The organism is Mycobacterium novum (genome assembly GCF_010726505.1).
Taxonomy (GTDB): domain Bacteria; phylum Actinomycetota; class Actinomycetes; order Mycobacteriales; family Mycobacteriaceae; genus Mycobacterium; species Mycobacterium algericum.
In genome coordinates this window covers 945,427-971,181 of record NZ_AP022562.1, presented here as the reverse complement: position 1 = coordinate 971,181, position 25,755 = coordinate 945,427, and the positions used below count along the sequence as shown (strand labels likewise).

General features: G+C 68.3%; 26 protein-coding genes and 1 tRNA gene. 15 read left to right on the top strand and 12 right to left on the bottom strand.

Going from position 1 to position 25,755, the window contains the following annotated elements:
* Window positions 1-133: 133 nt before the first annotated feature.
* The 4 genes from sepX to G6N19_RS04465 all read left to right on the top strand — a co-directional run bounded on the left by sepX (window position 134) and on the right by G6N19_RS04465 (window position 2,514).
* Window positions 134-1,255 carry a divisome protein SepX/GlpR gene (sepX, locus tag G6N19_RS04480; RefSeq protein ID WP_193465848.1) on the top strand — a complete coding sequence of 374 codons (1,122 nt, stop codon included), beginning with the start codon at window positions 134-136 and terminating at the stop codon, window positions 1,253-1,255.
* Between the two features lie 51 nt (window positions 1,256-1,306).
* Window positions 1,307-1,379: transfer RNA gene (locus G6N19_RS04475), tRNA-Ala, on the top strand.
* Window positions 1,380-1,659: 280 nt separating this feature from the next.
* Window positions 1,660-1,974 carry a type II toxin-antitoxin system TacA family antitoxin gene (locus G6N19_RS04470; protein ID WP_232062521.1) on the top strand — a complete coding sequence of 105 codons (315 nt, stop codon included), beginning with the start codon at window positions 1,660-1,662 and terminating at the stop codon, window positions 1,972-1,974.
* A gap of 6 nt (window positions 1,975-1,980) precedes the next feature.
* On the top strand, window positions 1,981-2,514 hold the full coding sequence (locus G6N19_RS04465; RefSeq protein WP_193465847.1) for a GNAT family N-acetyltransferase: 534 nt from the start codon (window positions 1,981-1,983) through the stop codon (window positions 2,512-2,514).
* Between the two features lie 71 nt (window positions 2,515-2,585).
* Here the strand turns inward: G6N19_RS04465 and G6N19_RS04460 are convergent, their stop codons facing one another.
* On the bottom strand, window positions 2,586-3,161 hold the full coding sequence (locus tag G6N19_RS04460; protein ID WP_193465846.1) for a TetR/AcrR family transcriptional regulator: 576 nt from the start codon (window positions 3,159-3,161) through the stop codon (window positions 2,586-2,588).
* A 194-nt stretch (window positions 3,162-3,355) separates the two neighbouring features.
* Here G6N19_RS04460 and G6N19_RS04455 point away from each other — a divergent pair, with 194 nt between their 5' ends.
* The gene (locus tag G6N19_RS04455) at window positions 3,356-4,570 is read left to right on the top strand and encodes a cytochrome P450 (protein ID WP_041317259.1); all 1,215 of its coding nucleotides are present in this window, start codon (window positions 3,356-3,358) and stop codon (window positions 4,568-4,570) included.
* Window positions 4,571-4,592: 22 nt separating this feature from the next.
* Here the strand turns inward: G6N19_RS04455 and G6N19_RS04450 are convergent, their stop codons facing one another.
* On the bottom strand, window positions 4,593-5,417 hold the full coding sequence (locus G6N19_RS04450; RefSeq protein WP_013827891.1) for a ferritin family protein: 825 nt from the start codon (window positions 5,415-5,417) through the stop codon (window positions 4,593-4,595).
* Window positions 5,414-6,019, bottom strand: coding sequence for a TetR/AcrR family transcriptional regulator (locus G6N19_RS04445; protein WP_013827892.1), 606 nt, complete (start codon window positions 6,017-6,019; stop codon window positions 5,414-5,416). Before G6N19_RS04445 ends, G6N19_RS04450 begins: the two co-directional genes overlap by 4 nt.
* A 78-nt stretch (window positions 6,020-6,097) precedes the next feature.
* On the opposite strand from G6N19_RS04445, the gene G6N19_RS04440 reads away from it, so the two are divergent.
* A complete protein-coding gene (locus G6N19_RS04440) occupies window positions 6,098-7,144 on the top strand; it encodes an EcsC family protein (RefSeq protein ID WP_013827893.1) in 1,047 nt (348 codons plus the stop codon).
* Here G6N19_RS04440 and G6N19_RS04435 read toward each other — a convergent pair.
* On the bottom strand, window positions 7,141-7,473 hold the full coding sequence (locus G6N19_RS04435) for a DUF732 domain-containing protein (protein WP_193465845.1): 333 nt from the start codon (window positions 7,471-7,473) through the stop codon (window positions 7,141-7,143). The genes G6N19_RS04440 and G6N19_RS04435 overlap by 4 nt on opposite strands.
* A 110-nt stretch (window positions 7,474-7,583) precedes the next feature.
* Window positions 7,584-8,936, bottom strand: a complete 1,353-nt coding sequence (gdhA, locus tag G6N19_RS04430; RefSeq protein ID WP_013827895.1) for an NADP-specific glutamate dehydrogenase — start codon at window positions 8,934-8,936, stop codon at window positions 7,584-7,586.
* Window positions 8,937-9,093: 157 nt separating this feature from the next.
* Here gdhA and G6N19_RS04425 point away from each other — a divergent pair, with 157 nt between their 5' ends.
* Entirely contained in the window at window positions 9,094-10,107 is a 1,014-nt protein-coding gene (locus tag G6N19_RS04425; protein WP_013827896.1) for a GNAT family N-acetyltransferase, read from the top strand.
* A 43-nt stretch (window positions 10,108-10,150) separates the two neighbouring features.
* Complete coding sequence (locus G6N19_RS04420; RefSeq protein WP_013827897.1) at window positions 10,151-10,807, top strand: DUF5642 family protein; 657 nt, start codon at window positions 10,151-10,153, stop codon at window positions 10,805-10,807.
* A 9-nt stretch (window positions 10,808-10,816) separates the two neighbouring features.
* On the opposite strand, the gene G6N19_RS04415 is transcribed toward G6N19_RS04420, so the two are convergent.
* The gene (locus G6N19_RS04415; RefSeq protein WP_193374415.1) at window positions 10,817-11,413 is read right to left on the bottom strand and encodes an alpha-ketoglutarate-dependent dioxygenase AlkB; all 597 of its coding nucleotides are present in this window, start codon (window positions 11,411-11,413) and stop codon (window positions 10,817-10,819) included.
* 66 nt (window positions 11,414-11,479) lie between these two features.
* Window positions 11,480-13,039, bottom strand: coding sequence for a dolichyl-phosphate-mannose--protein mannosyltransferase (locus G6N19_RS04410; RefSeq protein ID WP_041317268.1), 1,560 nt, complete (start codon window positions 13,037-13,039; stop codon window positions 11,480-11,482).
* A 24-nt stretch (window positions 13,040-13,063) separates the two neighbouring features.
* Between G6N19_RS04410 and rsmI the strand changes: the two genes are divergently transcribed.
* Window positions 13,064-13,900: a 16S rRNA (cytidine(1402)-2'-O)-methyltransferase gene (gene rsmI, locus G6N19_RS04405; protein WP_193465844.1), complete on the top strand. Its 837-nt coding sequence runs from the start codon at window positions 13,064-13,066 to the stop codon at window positions 13,898-13,900.
* Here rsmI and G6N19_RS04400 read toward each other — a convergent pair.
* The 3 genes from G6N19_RS04400 to G6N19_RS04390 all read right to left on the bottom strand — a co-directional run bounded on the left by G6N19_RS04400 (window position 13,870) and on the right by G6N19_RS04390 (window position 17,270).
* Window positions 13,870-15,123 (bottom strand): aminodeoxychorismate synthase component I, encoded by a 1,254-nt coding sequence (locus tag G6N19_RS04400; protein ID WP_013827901.1) that lies wholly within the window; start codon window positions 15,121-15,123, stop codon window positions 13,870-13,872. The two genes, rsmI and G6N19_RS04400, sit on opposite strands and share 31 nt — an antisense overlap.
* A gap of 12 nt (window positions 15,124-15,135) precedes the next feature.
* Window positions 15,136-15,999, bottom strand: coding sequence for an RNA polymerase sigma-70 factor (locus tag G6N19_RS04395; protein WP_049792996.1), 864 nt, complete (start codon window positions 15,997-15,999; stop codon window positions 15,136-15,138).
* 95 nt (window positions 16,000-16,094) lie between these two features.
* Window positions 16,095-17,270, bottom strand: coding sequence for an NAD(P)/FAD-dependent oxidoreductase (locus G6N19_RS04390; RefSeq protein WP_193465843.1), 1,176 nt, complete (start codon window positions 17,268-17,270; stop codon window positions 16,095-16,097).
* 103 nt (window positions 17,271-17,373) lie between these two features.
* Here G6N19_RS04390 and G6N19_RS04385 point away from each other — a divergent pair, with 103 nt between their 5' ends.
* A complete protein-coding gene (locus tag G6N19_RS04385) occupies window positions 17,374-17,535 on the top strand; it encodes a hypothetical protein (protein WP_158019441.1) in 162 nt (53 codons plus the stop codon).
* A gap of 13 nt (window positions 17,536-17,548) precedes the next feature.
* On the opposite strand, the gene metG is transcribed toward G6N19_RS04385, so the two are convergent.
* Window positions 17,549-19,090 carry a methionine--tRNA ligase gene (gene metG, locus G6N19_RS04380; RefSeq protein ID WP_041319583.1) on the bottom strand — a complete coding sequence of 514 codons (1,542 nt, stop codon included), beginning with the start codon at window positions 19,088-19,090 and terminating at the stop codon, window positions 17,549-17,551.
* 27 nt (window positions 19,091-19,117) lie between these two features.
* Here metG and G6N19_RS04375 point away from each other — a divergent pair, with 27 nt between their 5' ends.
* From G6N19_RS04375 to rsmA, 3 genes are all read left to right on the top strand, one after another.
* Window positions 19,118-19,957 carry a TatD family hydrolase gene (locus tag G6N19_RS04375; protein ID WP_193465842.1) on the top strand — a complete coding sequence of 280 codons (840 nt, stop codon included), beginning with the start codon at window positions 19,118-19,120 and terminating at the stop codon, window positions 19,955-19,957.
* A 120-nt stretch (window positions 19,958-20,077) separates the two neighbouring features.
* Entirely contained in the window at window positions 20,078-21,196 is a 1,119-nt protein-coding gene (locus G6N19_RS04370; RefSeq protein WP_193465841.1) for a resuscitation-promoting factor, read from the top strand.
* Complete coding sequence (gene rsmA, locus G6N19_RS04365) at window positions 21,169-22,206, top strand: 16S rRNA (adenine(1518)-N(6)/adenine(1519)-N(6))-dimethyltransferase RsmA (protein ID WP_232062653.1); 1,038 nt, start codon at window positions 21,169-21,171, stop codon at window positions 22,204-22,206. The genes G6N19_RS04370 and rsmA overlap by 28 nt, the downstream gene beginning before the upstream one ends.
* Here the strand turns inward: rsmA and G6N19_RS04360 are convergent.
* A complete protein-coding gene (locus tag G6N19_RS04360; protein WP_041317274.1) occupies window positions 22,152-22,970 on the bottom strand; it encodes a serine/threonine-protein kinase in 819 nt (272 codons plus the stop codon). The genes rsmA and G6N19_RS04360 overlap by 55 nt on opposite strands.
* A gap of 150 nt (window positions 22,971-23,120) precedes the next feature.
* Between G6N19_RS04360 and G6N19_RS04355 the strand changes: the two genes are divergently transcribed.
* The gene (locus G6N19_RS04355) at window positions 23,121-24,602 is read left to right on the top strand and encodes a PE-PPE domain-containing protein (RefSeq protein ID WP_049792997.1); all 1,482 of its coding nucleotides are present in this window, start codon (window positions 23,121-23,123) and stop codon (window positions 24,600-24,602) included.
* Between the two features lie 29 nt (window positions 24,603-24,631).
* Complete coding sequence (locus G6N19_RS04350) at window positions 24,632-25,600, top strand: 4-(cytidine 5'-diphospho)-2-C-methyl-D-erythritol kinase (protein ID WP_109559535.1); 969 nt, start codon at window positions 24,632-24,634, stop codon at window positions 25,598-25,600.
* Window positions 25,601-25,755 lie beyond the last annotated feature (155 nt).

Here is a 25,755-nt window from a genome sequence, read left to right as displayed (position 1 = left end):
GCCGTGTTGCCCGTGTGATAGTTGTGACTATCGAGGTCAGCGAGTAAATTACAACTGTGTAATTGGCTCGGCGCGCCGTCCGGAGTCGTGTGGGTCACAGACCTAGCCTTGGCTGGGAAAGGAGCAGGCCACCATGCCCAGCATCCCGCAATCATTGCTCTGGCTTTCACTGGTCGTCCTCTGGCTGTTCGTGCTGGTGCCGATGCTGGTCAGCAAGCGAGACGCCGTGCGGCGCACCAGTGATGTGGCGTTGGCGACCCGGGTACTGACCAGCGGGAGTAGTGCACGGTTGCTCAAGCGCGGCGGCCCGGCCGCCGGTCACCGCAGCGACCCAGACTGGCAGCAACGCGCCACGGACACCGAACTCGACGACGTCGATGCCGTCGATGACGTCGCCGACGACGTGCCGCCCCGCCGGCGATCGCGGGTATTCGTCGCCGCGGCCGGTGAGCAGGGTGAACTGGACCTGGACGTGTTGGACGTCGAGGTCGTCGCCGACGATTCCGCTGAATTGCCGCTGTCGGAAGCCGGCTTGGCCGCCGAAGTCGAAGCGCAGGAGCGGGCCCAGGCCGAGGCCGAGGCGCGGGCTCAGGCAGCGGCGGAGGCAGCGGCTCGCGCTCAGGCGGAGGCCGAGGCGCAGGTGGAGGCGGAAGCCCAAGCCGAGGCGGAGGCGCAGGCCCAAGCCGAGGCGGAGGCCGAACCGGAAGCCTTTGCCGAAGATGAGGCCGAGGCCGAGGCCGACGGCTATGAGTACGAATACGTCGAGGACAGCTCGGGTTTGGAAGCCGAAGCCGATTCGTCGGCGCCGGCAGCGGCGCGGCCACGCCGCTACGACAGCAACACGGCCGCGGCCGTCAGCGCCCGCAAATACGAGTTCCGCAAGCGGGTGCTGATGTCGCTGGCGGTGATCCTGGTGTTGTCGGCGCTCACGGCCTTCACGGTGGCGCCGACCGCATGGTGGCTCTGTGGCGGTGCAGCCGGTGCGACGGTGCTCTACCTGGCCTACCTGCGTCGGCAGACCCGCATCGAGCAACAGGTGCGGGCGCGGCGCGCGCGGCGGGCGGACCGGCCGCGTGCCCGGCGCGAGAGCGTCGGCGCCGAGGCGTTCGAAGTGGTGCCCTCGCGGCTGCGCCGACCCGGCGTCGCGGTGCTGGAGATCGACGACGAGGACCCGGTGTTCGAGCACCTCGAGTACGCGGCCACGGCGCGCGAGTATGACTGGCGTGGCGATCTACCGCGGGCATCGGGCCAATAGCGTCTCGGTTTCAGGGCGCCGGCCGCGGGCTGGTAGCCTGCTAGCGGTCAAGGGGCTATGGCGCAGTTGGTAGCGCGACTCGTTCGCATCGAGTAGGTCAGGGGTTCGATTCCCCTTAGCTCCACAGTGTTTGTGCAGGTCAGAGGTATTTTTAAGTTGCGCCGGGTTTGGCGTAACAGGGCACGTAACATCGCCACTGGCCGATCGTGCTGGGGCGCTCGGTGGCGCCGCGTCCGCCCTGCTCATTCGCACGCCCTCACAGCCGGTGCGATGGACAGATTGCGTGGAAGCCGAGGCGGAGCCCAAGCGATTACCAGGGGTTTCGGCGTACATACGAAGTACATACAAATAAAGTTGGCCTTTTGCTACCACGTATGTACGCTGTACGTACATCGTCTAACAAGATGAGGCAGATCATGAGCAACGGCCACGCTCCGTCCACCAAAGCCACGCGTGATCAGCGACTGAACTTCAGGGCCAGCGCTCAACAGCAGCTGCTGATCCGGCAGGCTGCCGAAGCCGCCGACCGTACTGTCACCGACTTCATCCTGGGCAGCGTTCTGGAAAGTGCCGAGCGGATACTCGCCGACCGCAAGTGGTTTGTGGCTAACGATGAGCAATGGGAGCGGTTCCAGGAACTCCTGGATGCGCCGCTGCAGCCCATGCCGAAGCTGCGTCAGCTACTGCAACGCGAAAGCCCATTCGCAGAAGAGGAGTGACAGCGGGTGACTAGCGGCGCTAAGAGCAGCGCGCGCAAGCCGAAGCCGCCACAGAAACTGACCAGGGAGCACGACCGAACCGGATTCTCCTCCGGCGCCGCCGAACTGGACGAATGGTTAGCGAAGTACAGCTGGCAGAATCAGCGAGCCAACAACGCGACCACCTATGTGAGCACCGTCGAGGGCCGGGTGGTCGGCTACTACGCCATCACCGTTGCTGGTATCGCACGTAGCGAAGCCCCTGAAGCGATCGCCAAACGCGCACCCGCGACGGTGCCCTGTTTCCTGCTGGCCAGACTGGCGGTAGATGTCGAATGGCAGGGCTGCGGTCTCGGGTGGGGTCTATTGCGCGATGTGCTCCGCCGAGTCCTGCAGCTCTCGGAGTCTGTGGCAGCTCCTGCGCTGCTCGTTCACGCTCGCGACGACGCTGCTCGGGCGTTCTACCTGCACCATGTCGAATTCCTGCCTTCACCGATCGACCCGTTGCATTTGCTCTTGCCGACCAAGGCCATCGCGGCAGCGATGGGCGGGAATGTCTAGGACATCCGGGACAGAATTTCAGCCGCCCACTTGAGAAATTAGAAACTCACCGAGTTCAGGTTCGGCTGCAGTCAGCATGTTTCCGGATGGGCGGCAGGGGCCACTGCGTACGGCGGACCGAGGAATCGGCGCACCGCGGCTTCTTCCTCGTCGGCACCCTGGATGGGCCAATACCAGAGCGCCAGGAACACCCGGATCAGCCACTGCGCGGCCAGCGGATCCGGGTTGTCGTCGCCGACCATTTCGGCGGCGAAGCGGGCGACGACGGGGGAGTCGGTCAGCCAGTCCGTGCCGGGAGAGCCGGTCATGGCGCGCATGATCTGCGAGAGCGGTTCGGCGCGCAGACGCTGTAAGGCGACGAGGGTGGCGGTGACAATGCGCTCCGACCCCGTCAGCCCGGTGATGGCGTCGCGCACCGAGTCGAGAATACGTTCGGCTTGTCTGGCCAGCACCGTGTCGCGGATCGCCGCCTTGCCTCCGGCATGGCGGTAGATGGTCGCCGGCGAGCAGTGCACGACGGCGGCCAGGGCGTCGATGGTGAAGGCGTCGTAGCCCTGACGCGATATGAGCTCGGCGGCCGCGGCGTAAATCCGTTCGGCGCCCTCGCTGCGGCGATCCCGGCCGATCAGCCAGTCGTGGGCCGCCACCGATCAATCATCTCGCCTGGGAGAATCCATGACATATTTTTATCACCGTGAGAAGGATTTCAGTGATTCTCTCACCGCCGGCGCTGGTCGGCACGGTCGGCTGAGAACGCCCGCACGCCTCCGTTTCGGACCCGCCTCGCAACTTCGATAGACACCGTTGACGCAGGTCACCAGCCTGATACAGCCTGGTGGGCATGAGTGCCGTGGTGGACGCGACGGACTTCTTCGGCCACGCCGCGATCCAAGACCCCAACCCGTTGTACGACACGATGCGCCGCCGCGGCGGCGTGAATCGGATCGGCGATTCTGCCTTCTACGCGGTGTGCGGCTGGGACGCCGTCACCGAGGCCGTGGACCGCGTCGAGGACTTCTCGTCGAACCTGACGGCGACGATGGTCTACCACGACGACGGCACGGTGACGCCGTTCGACATGGGAGCGCTCGGTGGACCGATGCATGCGCTGGCCACCGCTGACGATCCGCTGCACGCGGCACACCGGAAGTTGCTACTGCCCCACCTTTCGGCCAAGCGGGTGCGCGTCATCGAAGAGTTCGCCGAAGCCACCGCCAAGCGACTGTGGGCCGAGGCGGGCGACGGTGGCCAAGTCGAATGGATGAGCACCATGGCCAACCGGCTGCCGATGACGGTGGTCGCCCGCCTGCTCGGTCTCCCGGAGGACGATGTCGACACGTTGATCCGGCTGGGGTACGCCACCACCACCCTGCTCGACGGAATCGTCAGTGCATCCCAGCTCGAGGCGGCCGGCGTGGCCGCCATGGAGCTTTCCGGTTATGTTCTCGAGCACTTCGAGAAGGCGGCCGAAAACCCTCAGCCGGGACTGATCGGTGACCTTGCCACCCGCACCAAAACCGGTGAACTGGAGCAGCTTCCAGCACTGGCCATCATGCTCACCTTGTTCAGCGCCGCCGGCGAGTCGACCGCTTCGCTATTGGGCAGCGCCGCGTGGATCCTGGCCGACCGCCCGCACGTACAAGAGCAACTGCGCGCCCGCCCCGAGTTGCTGGATGCGTTCCTCGAGGAGACCCTGCGCTGCGAGTCGCCGTTTCGCGGTCACTATCGGCACGTGGTCGCAGATACCACGCTGGCCGGAGTCGAGTTGCCCGCCGACTCGCGGCTGCTGCTGATGTGGGGCGCAGCCAACCGCGATCCCCGGCATTTCGAGGCCCCCAACGACTTTCGGCTCGACCGCAGCGCCGGCAGAGGGCACTTGGCCTTCGGCAAGGGCGCGCACTTCTGCGTCGGGGCGGCGCTGGCCCGACTGGAAGCACGGATCGTGTTTCGGATGCTGCTCGAGCAGACCAGCTGGATCGAGGCGGCCGACGTCGGCCAATGGCTGCCCAGCATCCTGGTCCGCCGCCTGGAGCGATTACAGCTCGACATCCGCTGATATCGGCGGCCCATCGGGGCAGTCAGGGGTGCGTGACGAGATACGTCTCGTTGTCCAGCCCTTCGGTGAGTTCGGCGATGTCGAACCGCCGGCCCAGGCGTGCGCGAAAAGCCTGCGGGTCGATCAGCAGGCTGATCTCGGCGGTCTGCCGTGCGAACAGTCGCGCGATCACCGGGTAGAGCCGGCGCATGATCGCCCGCTCAGCCGCGGTGCAGCGCGATGCGCAGTAGCCGACGTGTCCGATCTCGTCGGTGAGAATCTCGCTGTAGAGCAGTGTGATTCGTGCCGCGACTTCGGGCTCGTCGGCGAACAGCTCGATGCCGACGCGGCGCAGTTCGTCGAACAGGACGCAGCCCGCCATCTCGGCGGCTCCGACGAACATGAAGCCGAGCCGCTCGGGTAGGAACACCCCGGCCTTGACGAACTGTCGCATCACAAACGGCGGCGGCACGACTTGGAACGTCAGGTCGAATACGTCGAGGGCATAGGCCAGCAGCCGGGTGTGGTAGTGCTCCTCGAGTTCGAGGTAGACGTTCTCGGGCGGCAGGCTCTCGTCGCTGTTGCGTCCGTAGGTCTCGCCCAGTCCGACGCCGAACCGTTCGGCCTGATTGAGCTTGGCGGTCGCCAACAGGAACAGCATCTTGCGGTCCAGGCCGGGCTCGGGCCGGCGGCGCCGCAGGTTGCGTAGGAACGTCGCGCGGTCGGCGGGCTGCGCAGAGCGGATCGGGTTTGCTTCCAGGTCATGGAAGAACCGTTCTCGATTGGCCAGTCGCCTGTTGAGCAGGTCTGCTTCGCCATCACGTCTGGCCAGGAACTCCCGGTAGCCCTCGATGCCGGTGCTGTTCATCGGTTCTCCATTCCCTTGACAATCGTTGTCACATAACGCTTGAGCAATTCGCCATCGTGCGCTCCGGTGGCCAACAGGGCGAACAGGCCGGTCAGGAAGAACGTTCCAAGCTCGCCCGCGTCGCGCTCCGACGAAACCTGTCGCCGGTGCTGCGCCCGGCTGATCACGTCCTGCAAGAACTCCAGGAGGGGATGCTGCGCGAACTCGTCTACGGCGGGACGGGTCGAGGTGAAATGCAGCCCGAGCATGTCCCGGAAGACCACGGCGCCCAACCGGCGTTTGGCGCTGAGCACGTGCTGCACGAGTTGGGTGAGCACGGCGGTCAACTCGCCGTCGGCAGCCCCGAGCTCATCGACGATTCGGGTCTCCTCGTTGTGCTCCAGCTCGACGAGGACGTGTTCCTTGGTGGGGAAGTGGAAGTAGAACGTGCCGCGCGCCACCCCCGCCGCGCCGGCGATCGCGCTGACGTCGGCGCCGGCGAGTCCGTATCGGCCGATCTCGGCAACCGCGGCCTCGAACAGCCGCGCCCGGGTCTCGAGCCGCCGAGTCTCCCGGATGCCCACGGCTCGCGACGGCGGCGCGGTCAGTTCGCTCGACGACATATCCACACCCTAGGCAATGTTGCTGACGACTGTCAATGACGGTCGTCAGCGAAATTTGCCGCGAGTAAGCTGAGCTCCGTGGCCGATACCGCCCCGCCCGGCATGTCCGACTACGAGCGCAGGGCCTGGGAAGCGCTGCTCGAGGCCGCCGCCGGCACCGAGCGATCCGGCCCGCTGGAAAGCTTGAGCCGAGGCATCACCGGGCGCGCCAAAGCGCTGGCCGCCGAAGCCCGCTCCACGGTCGAACAGATCCCGGGCGCGACCCTCGCCATCGGCAAGGTCGACGATCTGACCACCAAGGCCATGGAGACCCTGCATGCCGTCGTGGTCGAGCGGGGACTCAATTCGGTCAAGCCGGCCGACGTTTTTGCGATGTTCGCCGACGAGGGCGTCGCGGTGGCGTCCTACGAGGAGGTCAGAGAACTCGACCTGAAACACTGCGACCGCTCGGTGCCGCGGCGCAAGGATCGCTACATCGCTCTTGCGATGGCCGGCGGTGCGGCGTCATCGCTGGCGGTGACTGGGGCGGCCGTGTCGGGCCCTGTCACCGGCGGCACCACATTGACCGTCGCGGCGTCGGCCGTCATTGCGGACGTCACCGCCGTGATGGCCGGGATGGGGCGCATCGTGGCGTTGGTTGCGGCGCACTACGGTTACGACGTCCGCGTGCCCGACGAGCAGGCGTTCGCCTCCGGGGTGATCGCCTATTCCGCCGCCGGCGACTCCGCGGAGAAGGCCGCGGCGTTGGCTGCGCTGTCGCGGCTGACACAGCAGATGATGGGCGGGGCGTCGCGGCAGCGACTCCAGCCGCAGCAAGCCGACAACGTGATCCGGCAGGTTTCCATGGCGCTGGGGTTCCGGCTGGCCAAACGCAAACTGGCGCAGGCGGTTCCGCTGCTGGGCGCGGTGGTCAACGGCGGACTCAACGCGCGTATCGCGCAGCAGACCTTCGAACGGGCCCAGCAGGCCTACCGGCTGCGGTTTCTCACCGAAAAGCACCACCTGGACGCCGGCCGGTGGGCACCGGTGGCGTCGGACGACGCGATCGACATCCCGCTGATCGACGAGGTGCTCGACGCGGAACTCGCGTCCAGATCCGGTGACGCCGCGGGCGACACCGATTAGGTCAGGGTTTCAGGGCACAGTTCGTGCTGGGCGATGTTGATCACCGGGCGCAGGTTAACCGTCAGGTCATCGACCATCGACGGTCCGCCGAACGACGGTCGGCGCACGTAAGCGTCCACGACCTGGTCGACTGTGGCGCCGCTGCGCAACTGGTTGCAGAACCGGTGCCCCGCCGACAATCTGGCGTTCGGAGGGCCGGACCGGAAGACGCCGTTGGCGTCCAGGGCGGCGATGTAGCTGGCGTCGTCGGCGTGGGCTGCCGGCGGGCTGCCGAGCAGCGCCATGGACGCGACACCGACGAGCGCGACCGTGCGCAGAATCCAAGTCATACCGGCGATGCTACGTCCAAACAGTCCGCAAACGAGCCCACTTCTGCGTCCCCGGCGCAAAGGTCCGAGTGCACTCCGCCCTGAAAGCCATGGACGCAGCGCCAACGGGGTTAGATCAGGCCCAGCGCGGTCATCGCGTCGGCAACCTGGATGAAGCCGGCGATGTTGGCCCCAACCACATAGTTTCCGGGGGCGCCGTACTCGTCGGCGGTGACCAGACAGCGGTGGTGGATGCTCTGCATGATGGCCGCCAGGCGCTGCTCGGTGTATTCGAAGCTCCACGAATCACGCGAGGCGTTCTGCTGCATCTCCAGGGCGCTGGTGGCCACCCCGCCGGCGTTGGCCGCCTTGCCCGGGGCCAGCGTCACACCGGCTTCGGTGAACAGCTTGACGGCATCCGGGGTGCAGGGCATGTTGGCGCCCTCGGCGATGATCTTGCAGCCGTTCTTGGCCAGCGTGGCGGCGTGGTTGCCGTCCAGTTCGTTCTGGGTGGCCGACGGGAACGCGATCTGGCAGGGCACATCCCAGATGGAGCCGCCACTGTTGACGAACTGCGTCGCCCCGCCGCGGGCGGTGGCGTAGGCCTCGATGCGATCGCGCTTGACCTCCTTGACCTCCTTGAGCAGCTCCAGGTCGATGCCCTTCTCGTCGACGATGTAGCCGCTGGAGTCCGAGCAGGCCACCACGACGCCGCCCAGTTGGTGGATCTTCTCGATCGCGTAGATGGCCACGTTGCCCGAGCCCGACACCACGGCCCGCTTGCCCTCGAACGAGTCCTTGGCGGTCTTGAGGATCTCGTCGGCGAAGAACACCGCGCCATAGCCGGTCGCCTCGGTGCGGACCTGCGACCCGCCCCAGGTCAAGCCCTTGCCGGTCAGCACGCCCGACTCGTAGCGGTTGGTGATCCGCTTGTACTGACCGAACAGGTAGCCGATCTCCCGGCCGCCGACGCCGATGTCACCGGCGGGGACGTCGGTGTACTCGCCCAGGTGGCGGAAGAGCTCGGTCATGAACGACTGACAGAACCGCATGATCTCGTTGTCCGAACGGCCCTTGGGGTCGAAGTCTGACCCGCCCTTGCCGCCACCGATCGGCAGGCCGGTCAGCGAGTTCTTGAAGATCTGCTCGAAGCCGAGGAACTTGACGATCCCGAGGTAGACCGACGGGTGGAACCGCAGCCCGCCCTTGTAGGGGCCCAGAGCCGAGTTGAACTCCACCCGGAAACCGCGGTTGATCTGCACGTTGCCGTTGTCGTCGAGCCACGGCACCCGGAAGATGATCTGACGTTCGGGCTCGCACATCCGCCGGATGACCGCGCTGTCGACGTAGTCCGGGTGCTTGGCCACCACCGGGCCGAGGCTGCTGAGCACCTCGAAAACGGCCTGGTGGAACTCGGCCTCGCCGGGGTTACGGCGCAGCACCTCGTCATAGATCTCGTGCAGCCTCGGATTCAGTTCGCTCATGTCCTTGTGATCTCTTCCTCAACGTGTCGCTGTCAGCGGGCACAGGCTAGCCGCCTTAATCGCTAACGCCGAATCGAGTTGGTTACGTCGCTGTTAAATCATTACCGCTCCGGGGGCACCGGTTAGCCTTGATTGGCGAACAAAGGCGGAGCAATCCATGGTGATGTCGCGGCGAGACCGGGTGACCGAAGCGTTGTCCACCACGGAGCTCGCGGCGATGGAAATCTTCGCCGGTTGCAGCCACGCCGAGCTGTCGCCGCTGGCCACGGGCTTGCAGCCGTTGCAGGCCACGACCGGAACCGAACTCATGCGGCAAGGCGAGCCGGCGGTGTCCTTCCTGCTCATCTCGTCGGGGTCAGCCCAGGTCAAGCATGTCGGAGACGACGGCGCGGTGGTCGTCAGCGAGGTGTCGGCCGGGATGGTGGTCGGGGAGATCGCACTGTTGCGCAAGGGCCGCCGGACCGCGACCGTCACCACCTCGACGCCGCTGACCGGCTGGGCCGGCGACGAGCAGGCCTTCGACGAGATGCTGCAGATCCCGGAGGTCATGGGCAGGCTGGTGCGCACCGCACGTCAGCGGCTCGCCGCCTACATCGAGGCCGTGCCCATCCGGGCCCGCGACGGCACCGAGCTGTTACTGCGGCCGGTGCTGCCCGGCGACAGCGCGCGAACCGTCCAGGACCACGTCAAGTTCTCCGGCGAGACGCTCTACCGGCGGTTCATGTCGACGCGCACCCCGAGCCCCGCACTCATGCACTACCTGTTCGAGGTGGACTACGTCGACCACTTCGTCTGGGTGGTCACCGAGCCGGACGGCTCGTTCGTCGCCGACGGCCGATTCGTCCGGGACACCGCGAATCCGACCGTCGCCGAGATCGCCTTCATCGTCGGTGACAGCTATCAGGGCCGTGGGATCGGCACCTACCTGGTGGGGGCGGTGGCCGTCGTCGCCCGGCTGGAGGGCATCGAGAAGTTCACCGCGCGGGTGCTTTCGGAGAACGCGCCGATGCGCGCCATCCTGGACCGCCTGGGCGCCTATTGGGAGCGCGACGATCCGGGCATCGTCACCACGGTGATCGACGTGCCCGGCAACGACCAACTGCCGTTCGGTCGAGACGTGGCCGAAAAGATCAAAGAGGTTGGCCGCCAAGCCATCCAGGCCGTAGGGTGACCGCCGCCTCCCGGGGCGGTCGGCGTTGGGTAGATTGGCTGCGATGTTGAACCTTCGCGCGGTGCTGGCAGTGGGCTGTGTCGGCTTGCTCGCCGCCTGCAGCTCTGATCCCGGCGAGGTGACCGCCGACATCGGCAAAGTGGTTGACCTTGAGTCCTCCTTCGGTCCGGAGTTCCAGGTCAAGGCCATCGCGCCGACCGGTCTGGACCCGAAGTTACTGGCGGCCAACACTTTGCCTCCGGGCTTGAAGTTCGAGCCCGCCGACTGCTCGAGGTTCGCGGTCAGCCAGCAACTGCCGCAGGGTGTGCAGGGCAACATGGCCGCTGTGGCTGCCGAGGGCAACGGCAACCGCTTCATCACCATCGCCCTGGAGACCTCGGAGCCGGTCCCGTTCAACGAACCGGGTAAGTCCTGCCGCCGGATCGGCTTCGCCGGCGAACGGATGCGCGGCCTGGTCGAAACGGTCGAGGCGCCGCGCATCGACGGCGTGCAGACCATCGGGGTGCACCGGGTGGTCGAGGCGGTCGCCGGCGGCAAGTCGCGCGTCGGCGAGCTGTACAACTACTCGGCGTATTTCGGGCCGTATCAGGTGCTCGTCACCGCCAACCCGCTGGTGGCGCCGGACAAGCCGGTGATCCCCGTCGACACCGCCCGAGCCCGCGAGCTGCTGGTGGCCGCGGTCGCCGCGGTCCGGGGCTGAGCTTTCGCGCTACCGCACGCCGCGCGGCCGGAACTGGATGCTGATCCGCGGGCCGACGGGTGCCGCCGTCTTCGGTATCGAGTGCTCCCAGGTGCGCTGGCAGGAGCCGCCCATCACCAGCAGGTCGCCGTGGTGTTGCGACAGCCGCAGCGCCGTGCCGCCGCCCCGGGGACGCAGCGCGAACGTGCGGGTGGCGCCGACGCTGACGATCGCGACCATGGTGTCCTGGGTGGCGCCGCGACCGAGGGTGTCGCCGTGCCAGGCCACGCTGTCGTTGCCGTCGCGGTACAGGCACAATCCCACCGTGGCGAACGGTTCGCCGAGTTCCCCGGCGTAGATGTCGTTGAGTCGCCGGCGCAGCCGGCTGACCGCCGGGTGCGGCGCATCGCCGGCGGCCAGGTCGTGGAAGCTGACCAGCCTGGGTACGTCGAGCAGCCGGTCATACATCCGGCGGCGCTCAGCTCGCCAGGGGACTGCGGATCGCAGTTCGGCGACCAGGTCGGTGCCTTCCGTCACCCAGTTGGGACGGACGTCGAGCCAGGCGCCGTCGCCCAGCTGCCGGCGTTCGCTCAGGTCGAACAGCGACTCCTGTACGGGTACCGCCACGGCCGCCAGCTTATCGCACACCAGTTCGATTCGTCGAGATGGAAGGGCTGAGCGGGCACGCGAGCCCTAGGACCAGCTGGGCAGCCAGATCTGCATGTTCCACGTGGCCGGCGAGATCGGCACCCCCGTCAGGATCGGGTACAACCAGGCGAAATTCGTCAGCACCAGCGCGACGTAACAGCAGACCGCGATCAGCCCGAGCGTGCGCCGCTCCTCGCCGCGTAAACGCCCGCCGGTGACGATATCGCTGCAGATCAACGCGAGCAGCACCGCCAGGAACGGCGCCATCGGCACCGCATAGAAGAAGTACATCTGCCGATCGATGTCGGCGAACCACGGCAGCCAGCCGGCGCAGTAGCCGACCAGTGCCGCGGCGTAGCGCCAGTCGTGGCGCACCAGGGTTCGCCACAACGCATAGCCCAGCACCGGCACCGCGAGCCACCACATCGCCGGCGTGCCCACCAGCATCACGGCTTTGACGCAGGACTGGGCGCCGCAGCCGGGAACGTCGTGCTGGTCGATCGCATAGAGCACCGGGCGCAGCGACATCGGCCAGGCCCACGGCTTCGATTCCCAGGGATGGTGGTTGCCGGCGGCGTTGGTCAGGCCGGAGTGGAAGTGATAGGCCTGATAGGTGTAATGCCACAGCGAGCGCAGTGCGTCGGGCACCGGGAACCGGCTCTCCAGCCCGATCGACTGGCCCTCCTCGTGGCGGTCCACGCCGGTTTCCGAGGCGAACCACGCCGCATACGACGCCAGATACACCCCGAACGGGATCAGCACCATCGCGTAGCCGGTGGGGCCTACATCGCGGCGCAGCGTTCCCAGCCACGGCCGGCGAACCCGGTACTGCCGGCGGGCGGCCACGTCGAACGCGCACGACATCGCCCCGAAGAACACCACGAAATACAGCCCGGACCACTTGGTGGCGCAGGCCAGACCCAGCAGCACCCCTGCGCCGAAGCGCCACCAGCGCACCCCCAGGCGGGGGCCCCACGGCGTTGCGCCGCAACGGCCTTCGGTCAGCACGGTATGCATTCGCATGCGCACCTGATCGCGGTCGACGATCAGCGCCCCGAACGCCGCCACCACGAAGAAGGTCAAGAAGCCGTCCAGCAGCGCGGTGCGCGCCGCCACGAAGCTGACGCCGTCTCCGACCAACAGCAGCCCGGCGATGCCGCCGGCCAGCGTCGAGCGGGTCATCCGGCGCACGATCCGCACCAACAGCGCTATCGCGAGCACCCCGAGCAGCGCACTGGTGAAGCGCCAGCCCAACCCGTTGTAGCCGAACACCGCCTCGCCGATCGCGATCAGTTGCTTGCCGACCGGCGGGTGGACCACCAAGCCGTAGCCGGGGTTGTCCTCGACGCCGTGGTTGTGCAGCATCTGCCAGGCCTGCGGCGCGTAGTGCTTCTCGTCGAAGATCGGGGTGCCGGCATCGGTCGGGGTGTACAGGTTCGAGAACCGGGTCACCGCGGCCAGCGTGGTGACCGCGGCGGTCACCGCCCAGCCGCGGGCACGGTCGGTCGGCCCGAACTCGGCCACCGGCACCAGCAGACCCGGGCTGATCATGGGAGCGGTGCGCTCCGGCACGGCCGCGGAGCTGGTAGCGGTCGGAGCGCTCATCCCCACGATCGTAGGCTGTGCGCCATGGCGGACGGTCGATTGCTGCTGGGTGCCACTCCGCTGGGTCAGCCCGGTGACGCCTCGCCGCGGCTGGTCGCGGCACTGCGCACCGCCGACGTGGTGGCTGCCGAGGACACCCGGCGGGTGCGGACACTGGCCAAGGCGCTCGATGTGCACATCGCCGGCAAGGTGGTCAGCCTGTTCGACGCCAACGAGGCGGCGCGGGTGCCCGCGCTGCTGACCGAGATGCAGGCCGGGGCCACCGTGCTGGTGGTCAGCGACGCCGGGATGCCGTTGATCAGCGACCCGGGGTACCGCCTGGTGGTCGCGTGCGCCGAGGCCGGGCTGCCGGTGAGCTGCCTGCCTGGCCCGTCGGCGGTGACGACCGCGCTGGCGGTATCGGGGCTGCCTGGCGAGAAGTTCTGTTTCGAGGGCTTCGCGCCGCGCAAGCCGGCGGCGCGCCGGGCGTGGCTGGCCGCGCTGGCCGATGAACGGCGCACCTGCGTGTTCTTCGAGTCGCCGCGGCGGCTGGCCGACTGCTTGCGCGACGCCGCCGACGAGCTCGGCGGGGAGCGGCGGGTGGTGGTGTGCCGAGAATTGACCAAGACCCACGAGGAGGTGCGGCGCGGCACACTGGCAGAGCTGGCCGACTGGGCGGTCGAGGGGGTGCTCGGGGAGATCACCGTCGTGCTGGCCGGGGCGACGCCGCGTGCCGACCTGTCGGCGCTGGTCGCGGAGGTCAACCGGCTGGCCGCTGATGGAATGCGGGTCAAAGACGCCTGCGCGCAGGCGATCGCCGATGTGCCGGGCGCGGTGTCGCGGCGCGAGCTTTACGACGCGGTGCTGCGCTCCCGGGACTGACCGGCGGCGACGATAGGGGCGGCCTTGTGCAGGCACTCCTGCCATTCGGCGTCGGGATCCGAATCGGCGGTGATACCACCGCCCACCCCGAGCACCGCGCCACCGGCGGCGTCGAACTCCACGGTGCGGATCGCCACGTTGAGTTCACAGCCTGCCAGCGGTGACGCCAACCCCACCGTGCCGCAGTAGGCGCCACGGCGAGACGGTTCCCACTCCGAAAGCAGCTGGCGTGCACGGTGTTTGGGGGTTCCTGTCACCGAGGCCGGCGGGAAGGCCGCGTCCAGCAATTCGGACATGGTCAGCTCTTGGGGCACCCGGGCCGACACCGTCGACACCAGGTGCCACACCCCGGGCGCCGGCCGCACCGCCAAGAGTTCGGGCACCGTGACGGTGCCGGTGATGGCCACCCGCCCCAGGTCGTTGCGGACCAGGTCCACGATCATGATGTTCTCCGCGACGTCTTTGGCCGAGGCGCGCAACGCCGAGGGGCGGGCGTCGAGCGGCAGCGTGCCCTTGATCGGGCTGGATGCCACGCCCTGGCCGCGGCGGCGCAGAAACAGCTCGGGCGACAGTGAGGCCACGGCGCCCCAGTCGCCGGCGAGGTAGGCGGCCCGCGCGGGGCCGGTTCGGGCCACGGCGTCGGCGAAGAAGTCCAGCGGGGCGCCGGCGACGGTCCCGGTGAAGCGGGTGCAGACGCATGCCTGATACACCTCGCCGGCCCGGATCGCCTCCAGGCAGGCCAGCACCCCGGCGCGGTGCGCCTGCCGGTCGGGTGTCTCCCAGAAGATGCGGCAGCGGCGCTCCGGCGCGGGCGTTGTCAGCGCCTCGGACAGCCAGCCCGGCATCGGGGTGCCGGACAGGCTCTCGAACCACCACTGGCTCTCGTCGTCTTGGCGCAGCACGCAGTCGGTCCAGCCGCCGGCGGCCTCGGGGATCCGGGGGCCCAGATCGTCGGCGCCGGCGTCGGGGTAGGACCGATAGCCGATCCAACCGCCACCCACCGCGCCGTTGCGTGAGCCCGGCGCCGGCACGTCCCCGGTGTCGAACACCTCACCCGGGCTCACCGGTGTGACGGCCACACTGGGAGCGATCACGGCCCGGGCGCCGAACCACTCGCCGGTCAACGCGGCCGGCGGCGGCAGCCCGCACCGACCGGTGGCGTCACCGACCGCGCGCAGCACCTGCGGTGCCGTGCCCAGGTCGCCGAGCCGCTCGATTCGCACCGCACCAGCTTGTCAGACGTCTGCGCCGCGGGTGATCTCGCGGGCGGCCGCGACCGCCGCCAGTTTGTCCGGATTGCGCATTGCGTAGAAGTTGGTGATCAGGCCGTCGATGATCTCGACGGTGAACACGCCTTCGAGCCGGCCCGCGCTGTAGAGCAGCACCGCCGGGGCGGAGTTGCAGGTCGCCATCTCCATCCGGGCGTCGGGTAGCTCCGCGCCCTGGCGCAGCAGGCCGATCACGGTCCGGGCCACCTTGTCGGCGCCGACGATCGGCCGCCGCGCCGCACTGGCCTTGCCGCCGCTGTCGGCGGTCCACACCACATCGGGCGCCAGCATCGACAGCACGGTCGTGATGTCCCCGCCCGCCGCCGCGGTCATGAATTCCGCCGTGACTCGCGCACTCTGCTCCGGGTCCACCGGGGAGTACCGCGGCCGGCGGGCCTGGACGTGGCCGCGGGCCCGATGTGCGACCTGACGGGCCGCGGCCGCCGATTTGCCGACCGCGGCTGCGATCTCGTCGTAGTCGAACCCGAACACCTCGCGCAGCACGAACACCGCACGCTCGTCGGGGCTGAGCGTCTCCAGCACCACCAGCATCGCCATCGAGACCGATTCGGCCAGGACGACATCGGCAGCCGGGTCGTGTTCGTCGAGCAGCAGCGGCTCGGGCAGCCACGGTCCGACATAGTCCTCGCGGCGCCGGGCATTCGTCCGCAGCGCGTTGAGGGCCTGGCGGGTGACCAGGCTGGCCAGGTACGCCTTGACGTCGCGTACCTCGGCCACGTCGACCTCGGCCCAGCGCAGGTAGCTGTCCTGCAGCACATCGTCGGATTCGGTTGCCGAGCCCAGGATCTCGTAGGCGATGGTGAACAGCAGCGGCCGTAGCTCGGTGAACCGCTGGGTCTGAGCAGCGGTCCCAGCTTCGCCTCTCCTTCGTCGAGGCTCGCTGAACCGCTGGGTCTGAGCACTTGTCACACCGTCGCCTCCTGGTCCGCTTGGCGCTGCGCGATTCCGGCTGCCCGGCCGCCCTTGAACCAACGGTACGAGCCGGGCTTGGCCGCCTCGCCGCGAATCCACTTCACGGTGTACTTGCAGATCGACTCCTTGACCACCGCGCCGAGCCGGCCCCCGATGAACGCCTTGGTCGGGGTGTCATCGCGGCGGGACAACTGAACAGTCCCCGCGTTCCGGCCCACGCTGATGCACTGGGCGGCGAACGATTGGTCCAGTGCCATCGGTGAGTCGCCGGCGATCCGGGCCAGCACCGTGTTGGCGGCCTGCGCGCCCAGCGGTAGGGCGGCCTGGCAGCTCATCCGCAGCGGCTGGCCCGACGGCGCGGCCGCATCCCCGGCCGCCATGATCCAGGGGTTGTCGATGCTGGTCAGGGTCTCGTCGGTGAGCAGCCGGCCCAGCGCGTCGGTGGCCAGCCCACTGGCCCTGGCCAGATCCGGGACGCCGAAGCCCGCGGTCCAGACCGTCACCTGGCTGGGCAGTGTCGAGCCGTCGGCCAGCACCACGGCATCGGGGCGCACCTCGGCGACCGTGGCCGCTTCGCGGACCTCGACACCGAGTTTGCGCAGCGCCTTGGCCACCGAACGGCGCCCCGCGGCGTGCAGTGACGGTCCCAGCATCTCGCCGCAGACCAGGGTGACCGTGCGACCTTGCCCGGCCAGCTCGGAAGCCGCCTCGATTCCGGTCAGCCCGCCGCCGACGACGATCACCGGGGCGTCCGCCGTCACCTCGCCGAGCCGGGCCAGCAGCCGCTGCGCGTGCTCCAATTCGCTGATGGAATAGGCGAATTCGGCGGCACCCGGAACGGTGGGCGTGATCGCACCGGTGCTGCCCACCGCATAGATGAGGTAGTCGTAGCGCAGTGCGATGCCGGAGGCGAGTCGGATCCGGCGATCAGCGGCGTCGATCCGGGTGACGGCGTCGACCGCCAGCCGGACGCCGTCGCCGAGCAGCTCGGGGTAGTCGATGGTGGCCGTCCCGGTACCGGCAACATACTGGTGCAACCGGATTCGCTCGACGAACGCCGGACGCGGGTTGACCAGGGTGATGTCGACGCCGGGATGCTGACGCAGCCGGTTGGCGGCCAGGGTGCCGGCATAACCGCCGCCGACGACGACAACGCGGGTGCGAGTCATGAGTTGCTCCTGTCTCTGGAGGTGGGTGATGCCCTCAAGACACCCCGGCCCGCCGGTATGTGACGCACTGTGAGCTGTTTCACCTCGTGCGTAGGGCGGGGCCATGTGGGTTTCGGTGGGCCGGCGCGGATGGTGGCGCAACTTTTCCGGCGACGGCGGGCCGTTGAAGATCCGGCTCGACGGCGCGGACCGGGCCGGGCACGCCGTCGCGGAGCGGGACGAGCAGGGCCGGGTGAAAGTGGTCGTCCGACTGGACCCGCGGTAGGCGTCTGGTCAGCTCAGGATTGGTAGCGCGGGAACACCCCGGATGGCGCGGGCAGCGTCAGCCCCGGCGCCAGCCGCTCGCCCACCGCGGTGAACATCCGCTGCCCTTCCTCCTGGCCCAGCAGGTCGAGCAGCTTGCCCGCCGATTCGGGCATCACCGGCTGCGCCAGCAGCGCCGCGATCCGCACCACCTCCAGCGTGGTGTACAGGACGGTGCCGAACCGGGCCTGATCGGCGGCGGACTCGCTCTTGGCGAGCTTCCACGGTTCGTGGGCGGAGAAATACCGGTTGGCCGCACCCAGCATCAGCCAGATCGCCTCCAGACCCAGGTGCATGGCCTGGGCGCCGAACGCCACCCGCACCTTCTCCAATAATCCGTCGGCCTGCGCCAGCAGCTCCTCGTCGTCGCCGGTGGGCGCCAGCGGTTCCGGGACCACCCCGGCCAGGTTCTTGGCGACCATCGACAGTGACCGCTGCGCCAGGTTGCCCAGCTCATTGGCCAGGTCGGCGTTGATGCGGCTGATCAACGCCTCCTCGGAGATGCTGCCGTCCTGACCGAAGGGGATCTCCCGCAGCAGGAAATACCGCACCTGATCGACCCCGAACTTCTCGACGAACTCGACCGGGTCGATGACGTTGCCCACCGACTTGCTCATCTTCTCGCCGCTGTTGAGCAGGAAGCCGTGTGCGAAAACCTTGCGCGGCAGCTCGATTCCGGCCGACATCAGAAACGCGGGCCAGTACACGGTGTGGAATCGGATGATGTCCTTGCCGATCATGTGCAGATCGGCCGGCCAGTACCGGCGGAACGACTCGGAGTCGGTGTCGGGATAGCCGACCCCGGTCAGGTAGTTGGTCAGGGCGTCCACCCAGACGTACATCACGTGGTCGGGGTGGCCGGGCACCGGCACGCCCCAGTCGAACGAGGTGCGCGAGATCGACAGGTCGCGCAGCCCGCCGGAGACGAAGCTGACCACCTCGTTGCGGCGCACCTCCGGGGCGATGAAGCCGGGGTTGGCCTCGTAGTGCGCCAGCAGCTTGTCCGTGTAGGCCGACAGCCGGAAGAAGTAGGTCTGCTCCTCGGTCCAGGTCACCGGCGCACCGGTCTCGGCCGCCACCCGCGAGCCGCCGTCGGTGAGCCGGGTCTCGGCCTCGGTGAAGAACCGCTCGTCGCGTACCGAGTACCAGCCGGAGTAGGTGTCCAGGTAGATATCACCGGCGTCGACCATGCGCTGCCAGATCGCCTTGGACGCCGTCAGGTGGTCGGCGTCGGTGGTCCGGATGAACCGGTCGAAGGAGATGTTGAGCCGTTCCTGCAGGCGCTCGAACACATCGGAGTTGCGCCGCGCCAGCTCCGCGGTCGGGATCCCTTCGGCGGCGGCGGTCTCGGCCATCTTCAGCCCGTGCTCGTCGGTGCCGGTCAGGTACCGTACGTCGAACCCGTCGAGCCGGTGGAACCGGGCGATCGCGTCGGTGGCGATGTACTCGTAGGCGTGACCGATGTGCGGGTCACCGTTGGGATAGGTGATCGCGGTGGTGACGTAGAAGGGCTCAATCTGTCTCATCAAGCTTCACCCTAAGGTGTGCGGGTGAGCTCTAAACGATCAGCCGAACGCCCGGCGCCGCCTGCGCCGGAGCCGCTGACTCCGCTGGTCGACGCGCACACCCATCTCGATGCGTGCGGCGTCGACGAGGTGCCTGCGATCCTGGACCGGGCCAGCGCGGTCGGCGTGCAGGCGGTGGTGACCGTCGCCGACGACCTGGACTCGGCGCGCTGGGTGACCCGGGCCGCCGACGCCGACGACCGGGTGTACGCCGCCGTCGCCCTGCACCCCTCCCGCACCGACAGCCTCACCGACGGCGCGCGCGCCGAGATCGAGGCGCTGGCCGCCCACCCGCGGGTGGTGGCGATCGGCGAGACCGGCTTGGACCTGTACTGGCCGGGCCGGCTGGCGGGCTGCGCCGAACCAGCGACGCAAAAAGAAGCCTTCGCCTGGCACATCGACCTGGCCAAACGCACCGGCAAACCACTGATGATCCACAACCGCGACGCCGATGCGGCCGTGCTGGACGTGCTGCGCGCCGAGGGCGCCCCCGAGACGGTGATCTTCCACTGCTTCTCGTCCGGTCCGGAGATGGCTCACACCTGCGTCGAGGCCGGCTGGACGCTCAGCCTGTCCGGCACGGTCAGCTTCAAAAATGCCCGTGACCTGCGAGAAGCCGTACCATTGATCCCGCGCGAGCAGCTGCTGGTGGAGACCGATGCGCCGTTTCTGACTCCGCACCCCTACCGCGGCGCGCCCAACGAGCCCTACTGCCTGCCCTACACTGTCAGGGCGCTGGCCGAGCTGCTGGGGGAGTCGGCAGCCGAGCTGGCGCAGGTCACGAGCCACAACGCCCGTCGGGTGTACGGCCTGCGGTGAAACGTCGAGCAGGTCACATTCGGTTGCCCGAACGCCGGGGAGTTCGTTACCGTCTCGTTATAAACACGGGGCACCGCAAGGGCCCCTTTGCCATGTCTTCACCGTCGTGAGGTTTTTCGCTTGAACACTTTGACCAGGCTGCATCAGGCGCCGTCGCCGATGCTGCGGATGCTGGTCGGCGCGCTCTTGCTGGTGCTGACCTTTGCTGGTGGTTTCGCGGTCGCCAGTGCCAAGACCGTGACGCTGGATGTCGATGGAACTCCGGTCACCGTGACCACCATGCGGTCGCGGGTGATCGACGTCGTCGCCGAGAACGGATTCGATCTCGGCGAACGCGACGACGTGACTCCCGCCCGGGACGCCCGGGTGCACGACGCCGACACGATCGTGGTGCGGCGCAGCCGGCCGTTGCAGCTATCGCTGGACGGCCGCGAGTCCACGCAGGTGTGGACGACGGCCCTGTCCGTCGACGAGGCGCTGGCGCAACTGTCGATGACCGACACGGCTCCGGCCGCCGCGTCTCGGGGCAGCCGGGTGCCGCTGGCCGGCATGGCGCTGCCGGTGCTGAGCGCCAAGAACGTCCGGATCGACGATGGCGGTGTGGTGCGCACGGTGCGACTGGCCGCGCGGAACGTCGCCGAACTGCTGGCCGCCGACGGCACCCCGCTGGAACAGGCCGACAAGGTCAGCCCGCCGGCCTCGACCCCGATCACCGAGGGCATGGAGATCCAGGTGACCCGGATCCGGGTCACCCACGTCACCGAGCGAGTGCCGCTGCCCCCGACCGCGCGTCGCGTCGAGGACCCGGCGATGAACATCAGCCGGCAGGTCGTCGAGGATCCCGGCACCCCCGGCACCCAGGATGTGACCTACTCGGTGGCCACCGTCAACGGCGCCGAGACCGGTCGGCTGCCGGTGTCCAACGCCGTGGTGGACCCGGCCCGCGACTCGGTGCTGCGCGTCGGCGCCAAGCCGGGCACCGAGGTGCCGCCGTCGGTGTACGGCGCGGCGTGGGACCGGATCGCGGCCTGCGAGTCGCACAACAACTGGGCGATCAACACCGGTAACGGTTTCTACGGCGGTGTGCAGTTCGACTACGGCACCTGGATCGCCAACGGCGGGTTGAAGTACGCCCCGCGCGCCGACCTGGCCACCCGCGAGGAGCAGATCGCGATCGCAGAGGTCACTCAGGCCCGGCAGGGCTGGGGCGCCTGGCCGGTGTGCAGCGGGAGACGCTGACCATCGGGCTACTCGGGGCCGGCGACATCAGAGCCCTGGCGGCCGAACTCGACCTGCGGCCCCGGAAATCACTGGGGCAGAACTTCGTTCATGACGCCAACACGGTGCGCCGGATCGTCGCCGCTGCCGGAATCACCGCTGACGACCATGTCCTGGAAGTCGGGCCGGGACTCGGCTCGCTGACCTTGGCCCTACTCGGGCACGGGCCGACTGTCGTCGCCGTCGAGAAGGATCCGGTACTGGCTGACCGGCTGCCTGCGACCGTCGCCGAGTACGCACCCGCCGACGCGGACCGCTTGACCGTGCTGAGCCGGGACGTGTTGACGCTGCACCGCGAGGAGGTGGCCGTCGCGCCGACGGCGGTGGTGGCGAACCTGCCCTACAACGTCGCGGTCCCGGCGTTGCTGCACCTGCTGGCCGAATTCGCCGCTATTCGCACCGTGATGGTGATGGTGCAGCTGGAGGTGGCCGAGCGGCTGGCCGCCGAGCCGGGCGGCAAAGACTACGGGGTGCCCAGCGCCAAGGCCCGGTTCTTCGGTGAGGTGCGCCGTTGCGGCACGGTGCCGCCGAGCGTGTTCTGGCCGGTGCCGCGGGTGAACTCCGGACTGGTGCGCATCGATCGGTATGACACCGCGCCCTGGCCGGTCGACGACACATTTCGCCGCGCGGTCTTCACGCTGATCGATATCGCATTCGCCCAGCGCCGCAAGACGTCCCGCAACGCCTTCGCGGAATGGGCGGGATCAGGTGCACAGTCGGCCGCGCTGCTGGAGGCGGCCGGTATCGACCCGGGGCGGCGCGGCGAGACCTTGGCGGTCGCCGATTTCGTGCGCCTTCTCCAGGTTTCCGGCGGTTCAGCGAGGCTCGACGAAGGAGAGGCGAAGCTGGGACCGCCGCATGAACACAGCGGTTCAGCGAGGCTCGACGAAGGAGAGGCGAAGCTGGGACCGCCGCATCAACCCGTCAATACCCGGGACAACTGTTCGACGAACTCGGTGCAGGAGTCGTAGCGCCGCGCCGGCAACTTCGCCATGGCGCGTTCGACCACGATGTCGAGGCCGCGGGCGGCCGGTCCGAACGCCGCCGAGACGGGCGGTGGCAGTCGCCGCAGGTGCGCGTCCACCAGTTCTGCGGCGCTCGACGCGGGGAACGGCGGTGCCCCGGTGAGCAACTCGACCGCGGTGCACGCCAGCGCGTATTCGTCGGTGGCGGCTGACGGGGCTTTGCCACAGAGGATCTCGGGTGCGGTGTACGGCAGCGAGACCTCGGGGTTGCCGGGTTTCCGGGGCCGGTTCCACACGTCCTCGACGACGGCGTGGGCCGAGCCGAAGTCGGTCAGCACCGCCCCGGCGTGGCGGAAGTCGGCAGGGATCAGGATGTTGGCCGGTTTGACGTCGCAGTGCACGATGCCGCTGTGATGGGCGTGGTCGAGCGCGTCGGCGATCTGGGCCAGCGCGCTCAGTTGATCCGGCAATGCCTGCAGCCCGGTCGAATTGCCGCCGTCGACGAACTGCATCGCCAGCCAGTACGGCCCGTGCCGATAGACGGTGACGATATTGGGATGGTCGAGGACGCGCGCGAACTCGAACTCGCGGTTCAACCGCGCCTGCTCGTCGCGCGTGCGATGCATTTCGTCGAGAACTTTCAGCGCCACCGGCGGGGCCTGGCCGGCCCGGAGGCGAGAGTCGTGCGCTCGGTAGACGGTGGCGTGCCCCCCGCGCCCGACTTCGTGGTCGATCACGTAGCCGCCGAAGTCGATGCCGGCTTCGCCCATGGGCCCAGGTTATGGGGCCGGCGCCCCCTCCGGCGGCTGAAGCCGGGCACCGCCGAGAAAGCTAAGAAAAACATGATCGCATAGCAAAAAATCAATGACATTTTGCTGGCGGAGGGTGATAATCATCCCAACTTCGCCCGGGAGGTCGTCATGGCAACTGTGGACAGTCGCAATCTGCGTTCGTTGGGTGCGGTTCCGCTGGCTGTCGCCACCATCGCCGCATTGGGTGTCTCGCCTGCGGTGGCGCCCGGCCTGGCCTCGACGGCCAAAACCGTGGTGGCCCAGGCGACCTTGCTCGACACCCAGTCCTGGATCATGGGCGGCAGCGGGCTGCCGGTCCCGCCGCCGCAGTACCTGGCGGCGCTCACCGACCGGTTCCTGGACCCGGCGACGCCCAAATTCGCCGGCCAGCCGCTGTTCCCGGTGGACGTCACGAACGCGCTGTTCACCCCGGAGGGCCTGTACCCGCTGACCGGCGTGAAGTCGCTGCCGCTGGACACCTCGCTGGACCAGGGTGTCGAAATCCTGCACCAGAAGATCATGCAGGAGACTGCTGACGGCAATGACCTTGTCGTACTTGGCTATTCGCAGAGCGGTGTCATCAACGCGCTGGAGATCAAGCAGCTGCTGAGCATGCCCGAGGACGAGCGGCCCGACGCCGACCAGCTGTCCTTCGTGATGCTGGGCAGTCCCAGCACCCCCGACGGCGGCCTGCTGTCCCGTTTCGACCTGACGAGCCTGAATCCGAATCTGCCCGAGCTGTCGCTGCCCAGCCTGGGCGTCACGTTCAGCGGCGGCACCCCGGCCGACACGCCGTGGGAAACCGCGTTCTACACCCAGGAGTACGACGGCTTCGCCGACTTCCCCAAGTACCCCTTGAACCTGTTGGCGGACATCAATGCGTTCATGGGCATCATGTTCGTGCACGGCACCTACCCGACGCTGACCGACGAGCAGTTGGCGTCGGCGATCGAGCTGCCGGTCAGCGACGGCTACACCGGCAACACCCAGTACTTCATGATTCCCACCGAGAACCTGCCGCTGCTGGAGCCGTTGCGGGGGAGCGGATTCGGCAATGCGATCGCCGACCTGCTGCAGCCGAGCCTGCGGGTGCTGGTCAACCTCGGCTACGGCGACATCGAACACGGCTGGTCGCAGGGTCCGGCGGACGTGTCCACCCCGTTCGGCCTGTTCCCCGATGTCAACATGCAGGACGTGTTCACCGCCCTGGTGAACGGCGCTCAGCAGGGGTGGACCGACTTTGTCGACGCCCTGCAGAACATGTCGTCCAGTAGCGCGGCGGACCTGTTCGGCGGCGACGTACTCGGCAGCGCCGACTTCGTCATGCCGAGCCTGACCGACATCGTCAACACGCTGACCAGCGCTTCGGCAACGCTGTACGCCACGTTGCTGCCCACCGCGGACATCCTCAACGCCCTGGTGACCACCTTGCCGGCCTACACCGCGACGATCTTCGCCCAGGAACTGGCATCCGGTGACCTGCTGAACGCGATCGGCTTGCCGCTGGCGGCCACCACCGGTCTGGTCACCATGGCGGCCGGGTTCGAGTTGGAGGTCATGCTGGGGGCCTTCAGCTCCATTCAGGCCGACTTCGCCGACCTGTTCAGCTAGACCGCGCACCGGATGGACCCGCTAGTCTCATCGGCGTGACCGCATCCGACGGTAGTGCCGCCACCGAGTGGTCCCCGACCGGTTCGGTCACTGTGCGCGCGCCGGGCAAGCTCAACCTCCACCTGGCGGTCGGTGACCGCCGCGACGATGGCTACCACGAGCTCACGACGGTTTTTCACGCGGTTTCGCTGGTCGACGAGGTGACCGTGCGCGACGCCGATCTGCTGTCGTTGCGGATCGCCGGCGAGGGCGCCGACGTGTTGCCCACCGACGAACGCAATCTCGCGTGGCAAGCCGCTGAACTGATGGCCGAGCACGTCGGCCGGGCCCCTGATGTGGCGATCACCATCGACAAGTCCATTCCGGTGGCCGGCGGGATGGCGGGCGGCAGCGCCGACGCGGCGGCGGTGCTGGTCGGGATGAATGTGCTCTGGGAGTTGGGCGTGCCGCGCCGCGACCTGCACGCCATGGCCGCCCGACTCGGCAGTGACGTGCCGTTCGCGCTGCACGGCGGTACCGCGTTGGGCACCGGACGCGGGGAAGAACTGGCGACGGTGCTCACCCGTGAGACGTTCCACTGGGTGCTGGTCTTCGCCGACCGCGGGTTGTCGACACCGGCGGTCTTCGCCGAACTGGACCGGCTGCGCGACAGTGGGCGCGCCCTTCCGGAGGTGGGCGAGTCCGAACCGGTGCTGGCCGCGCTGGCCGCCGGTGATCCGCAGCGGTTGGCGGGGCTGCTCGGCAATGACCTGCAGACGGCCGCGGTCAACCTCAATCCCGCGTTGCGAAGAACATTGCGGGCCGGCGTGGAAGCGGGGGCGCTGTCGGGCATCGTGACCGGGTCCGGACCGACGTGTGCGTTCCTGTGCGCCTCGGCGCCTTCGGCGGCCGATGTCGCCGTCGAGTTGGCGGCGGTCGGCGCCGGCCGCGCGGTGCGGGTGGCCAGTGGGCCGGTCTACGGTGCCCGGGTGGTGCCGTCATCGGTCACCGGGGTGTGACGACGGCCCCAATCCCGCGCCAAGATTTGCCCCTCGATTAAGAGGAGTTTAAGATACAGCGCGGTGACTAGTTGTGGCCAGGACATCCCCGTCGACCAGACGCACGTCGATCTGGTGGGCCGCGCATTACGGTATCGAGACGCAAACGCCGCCTA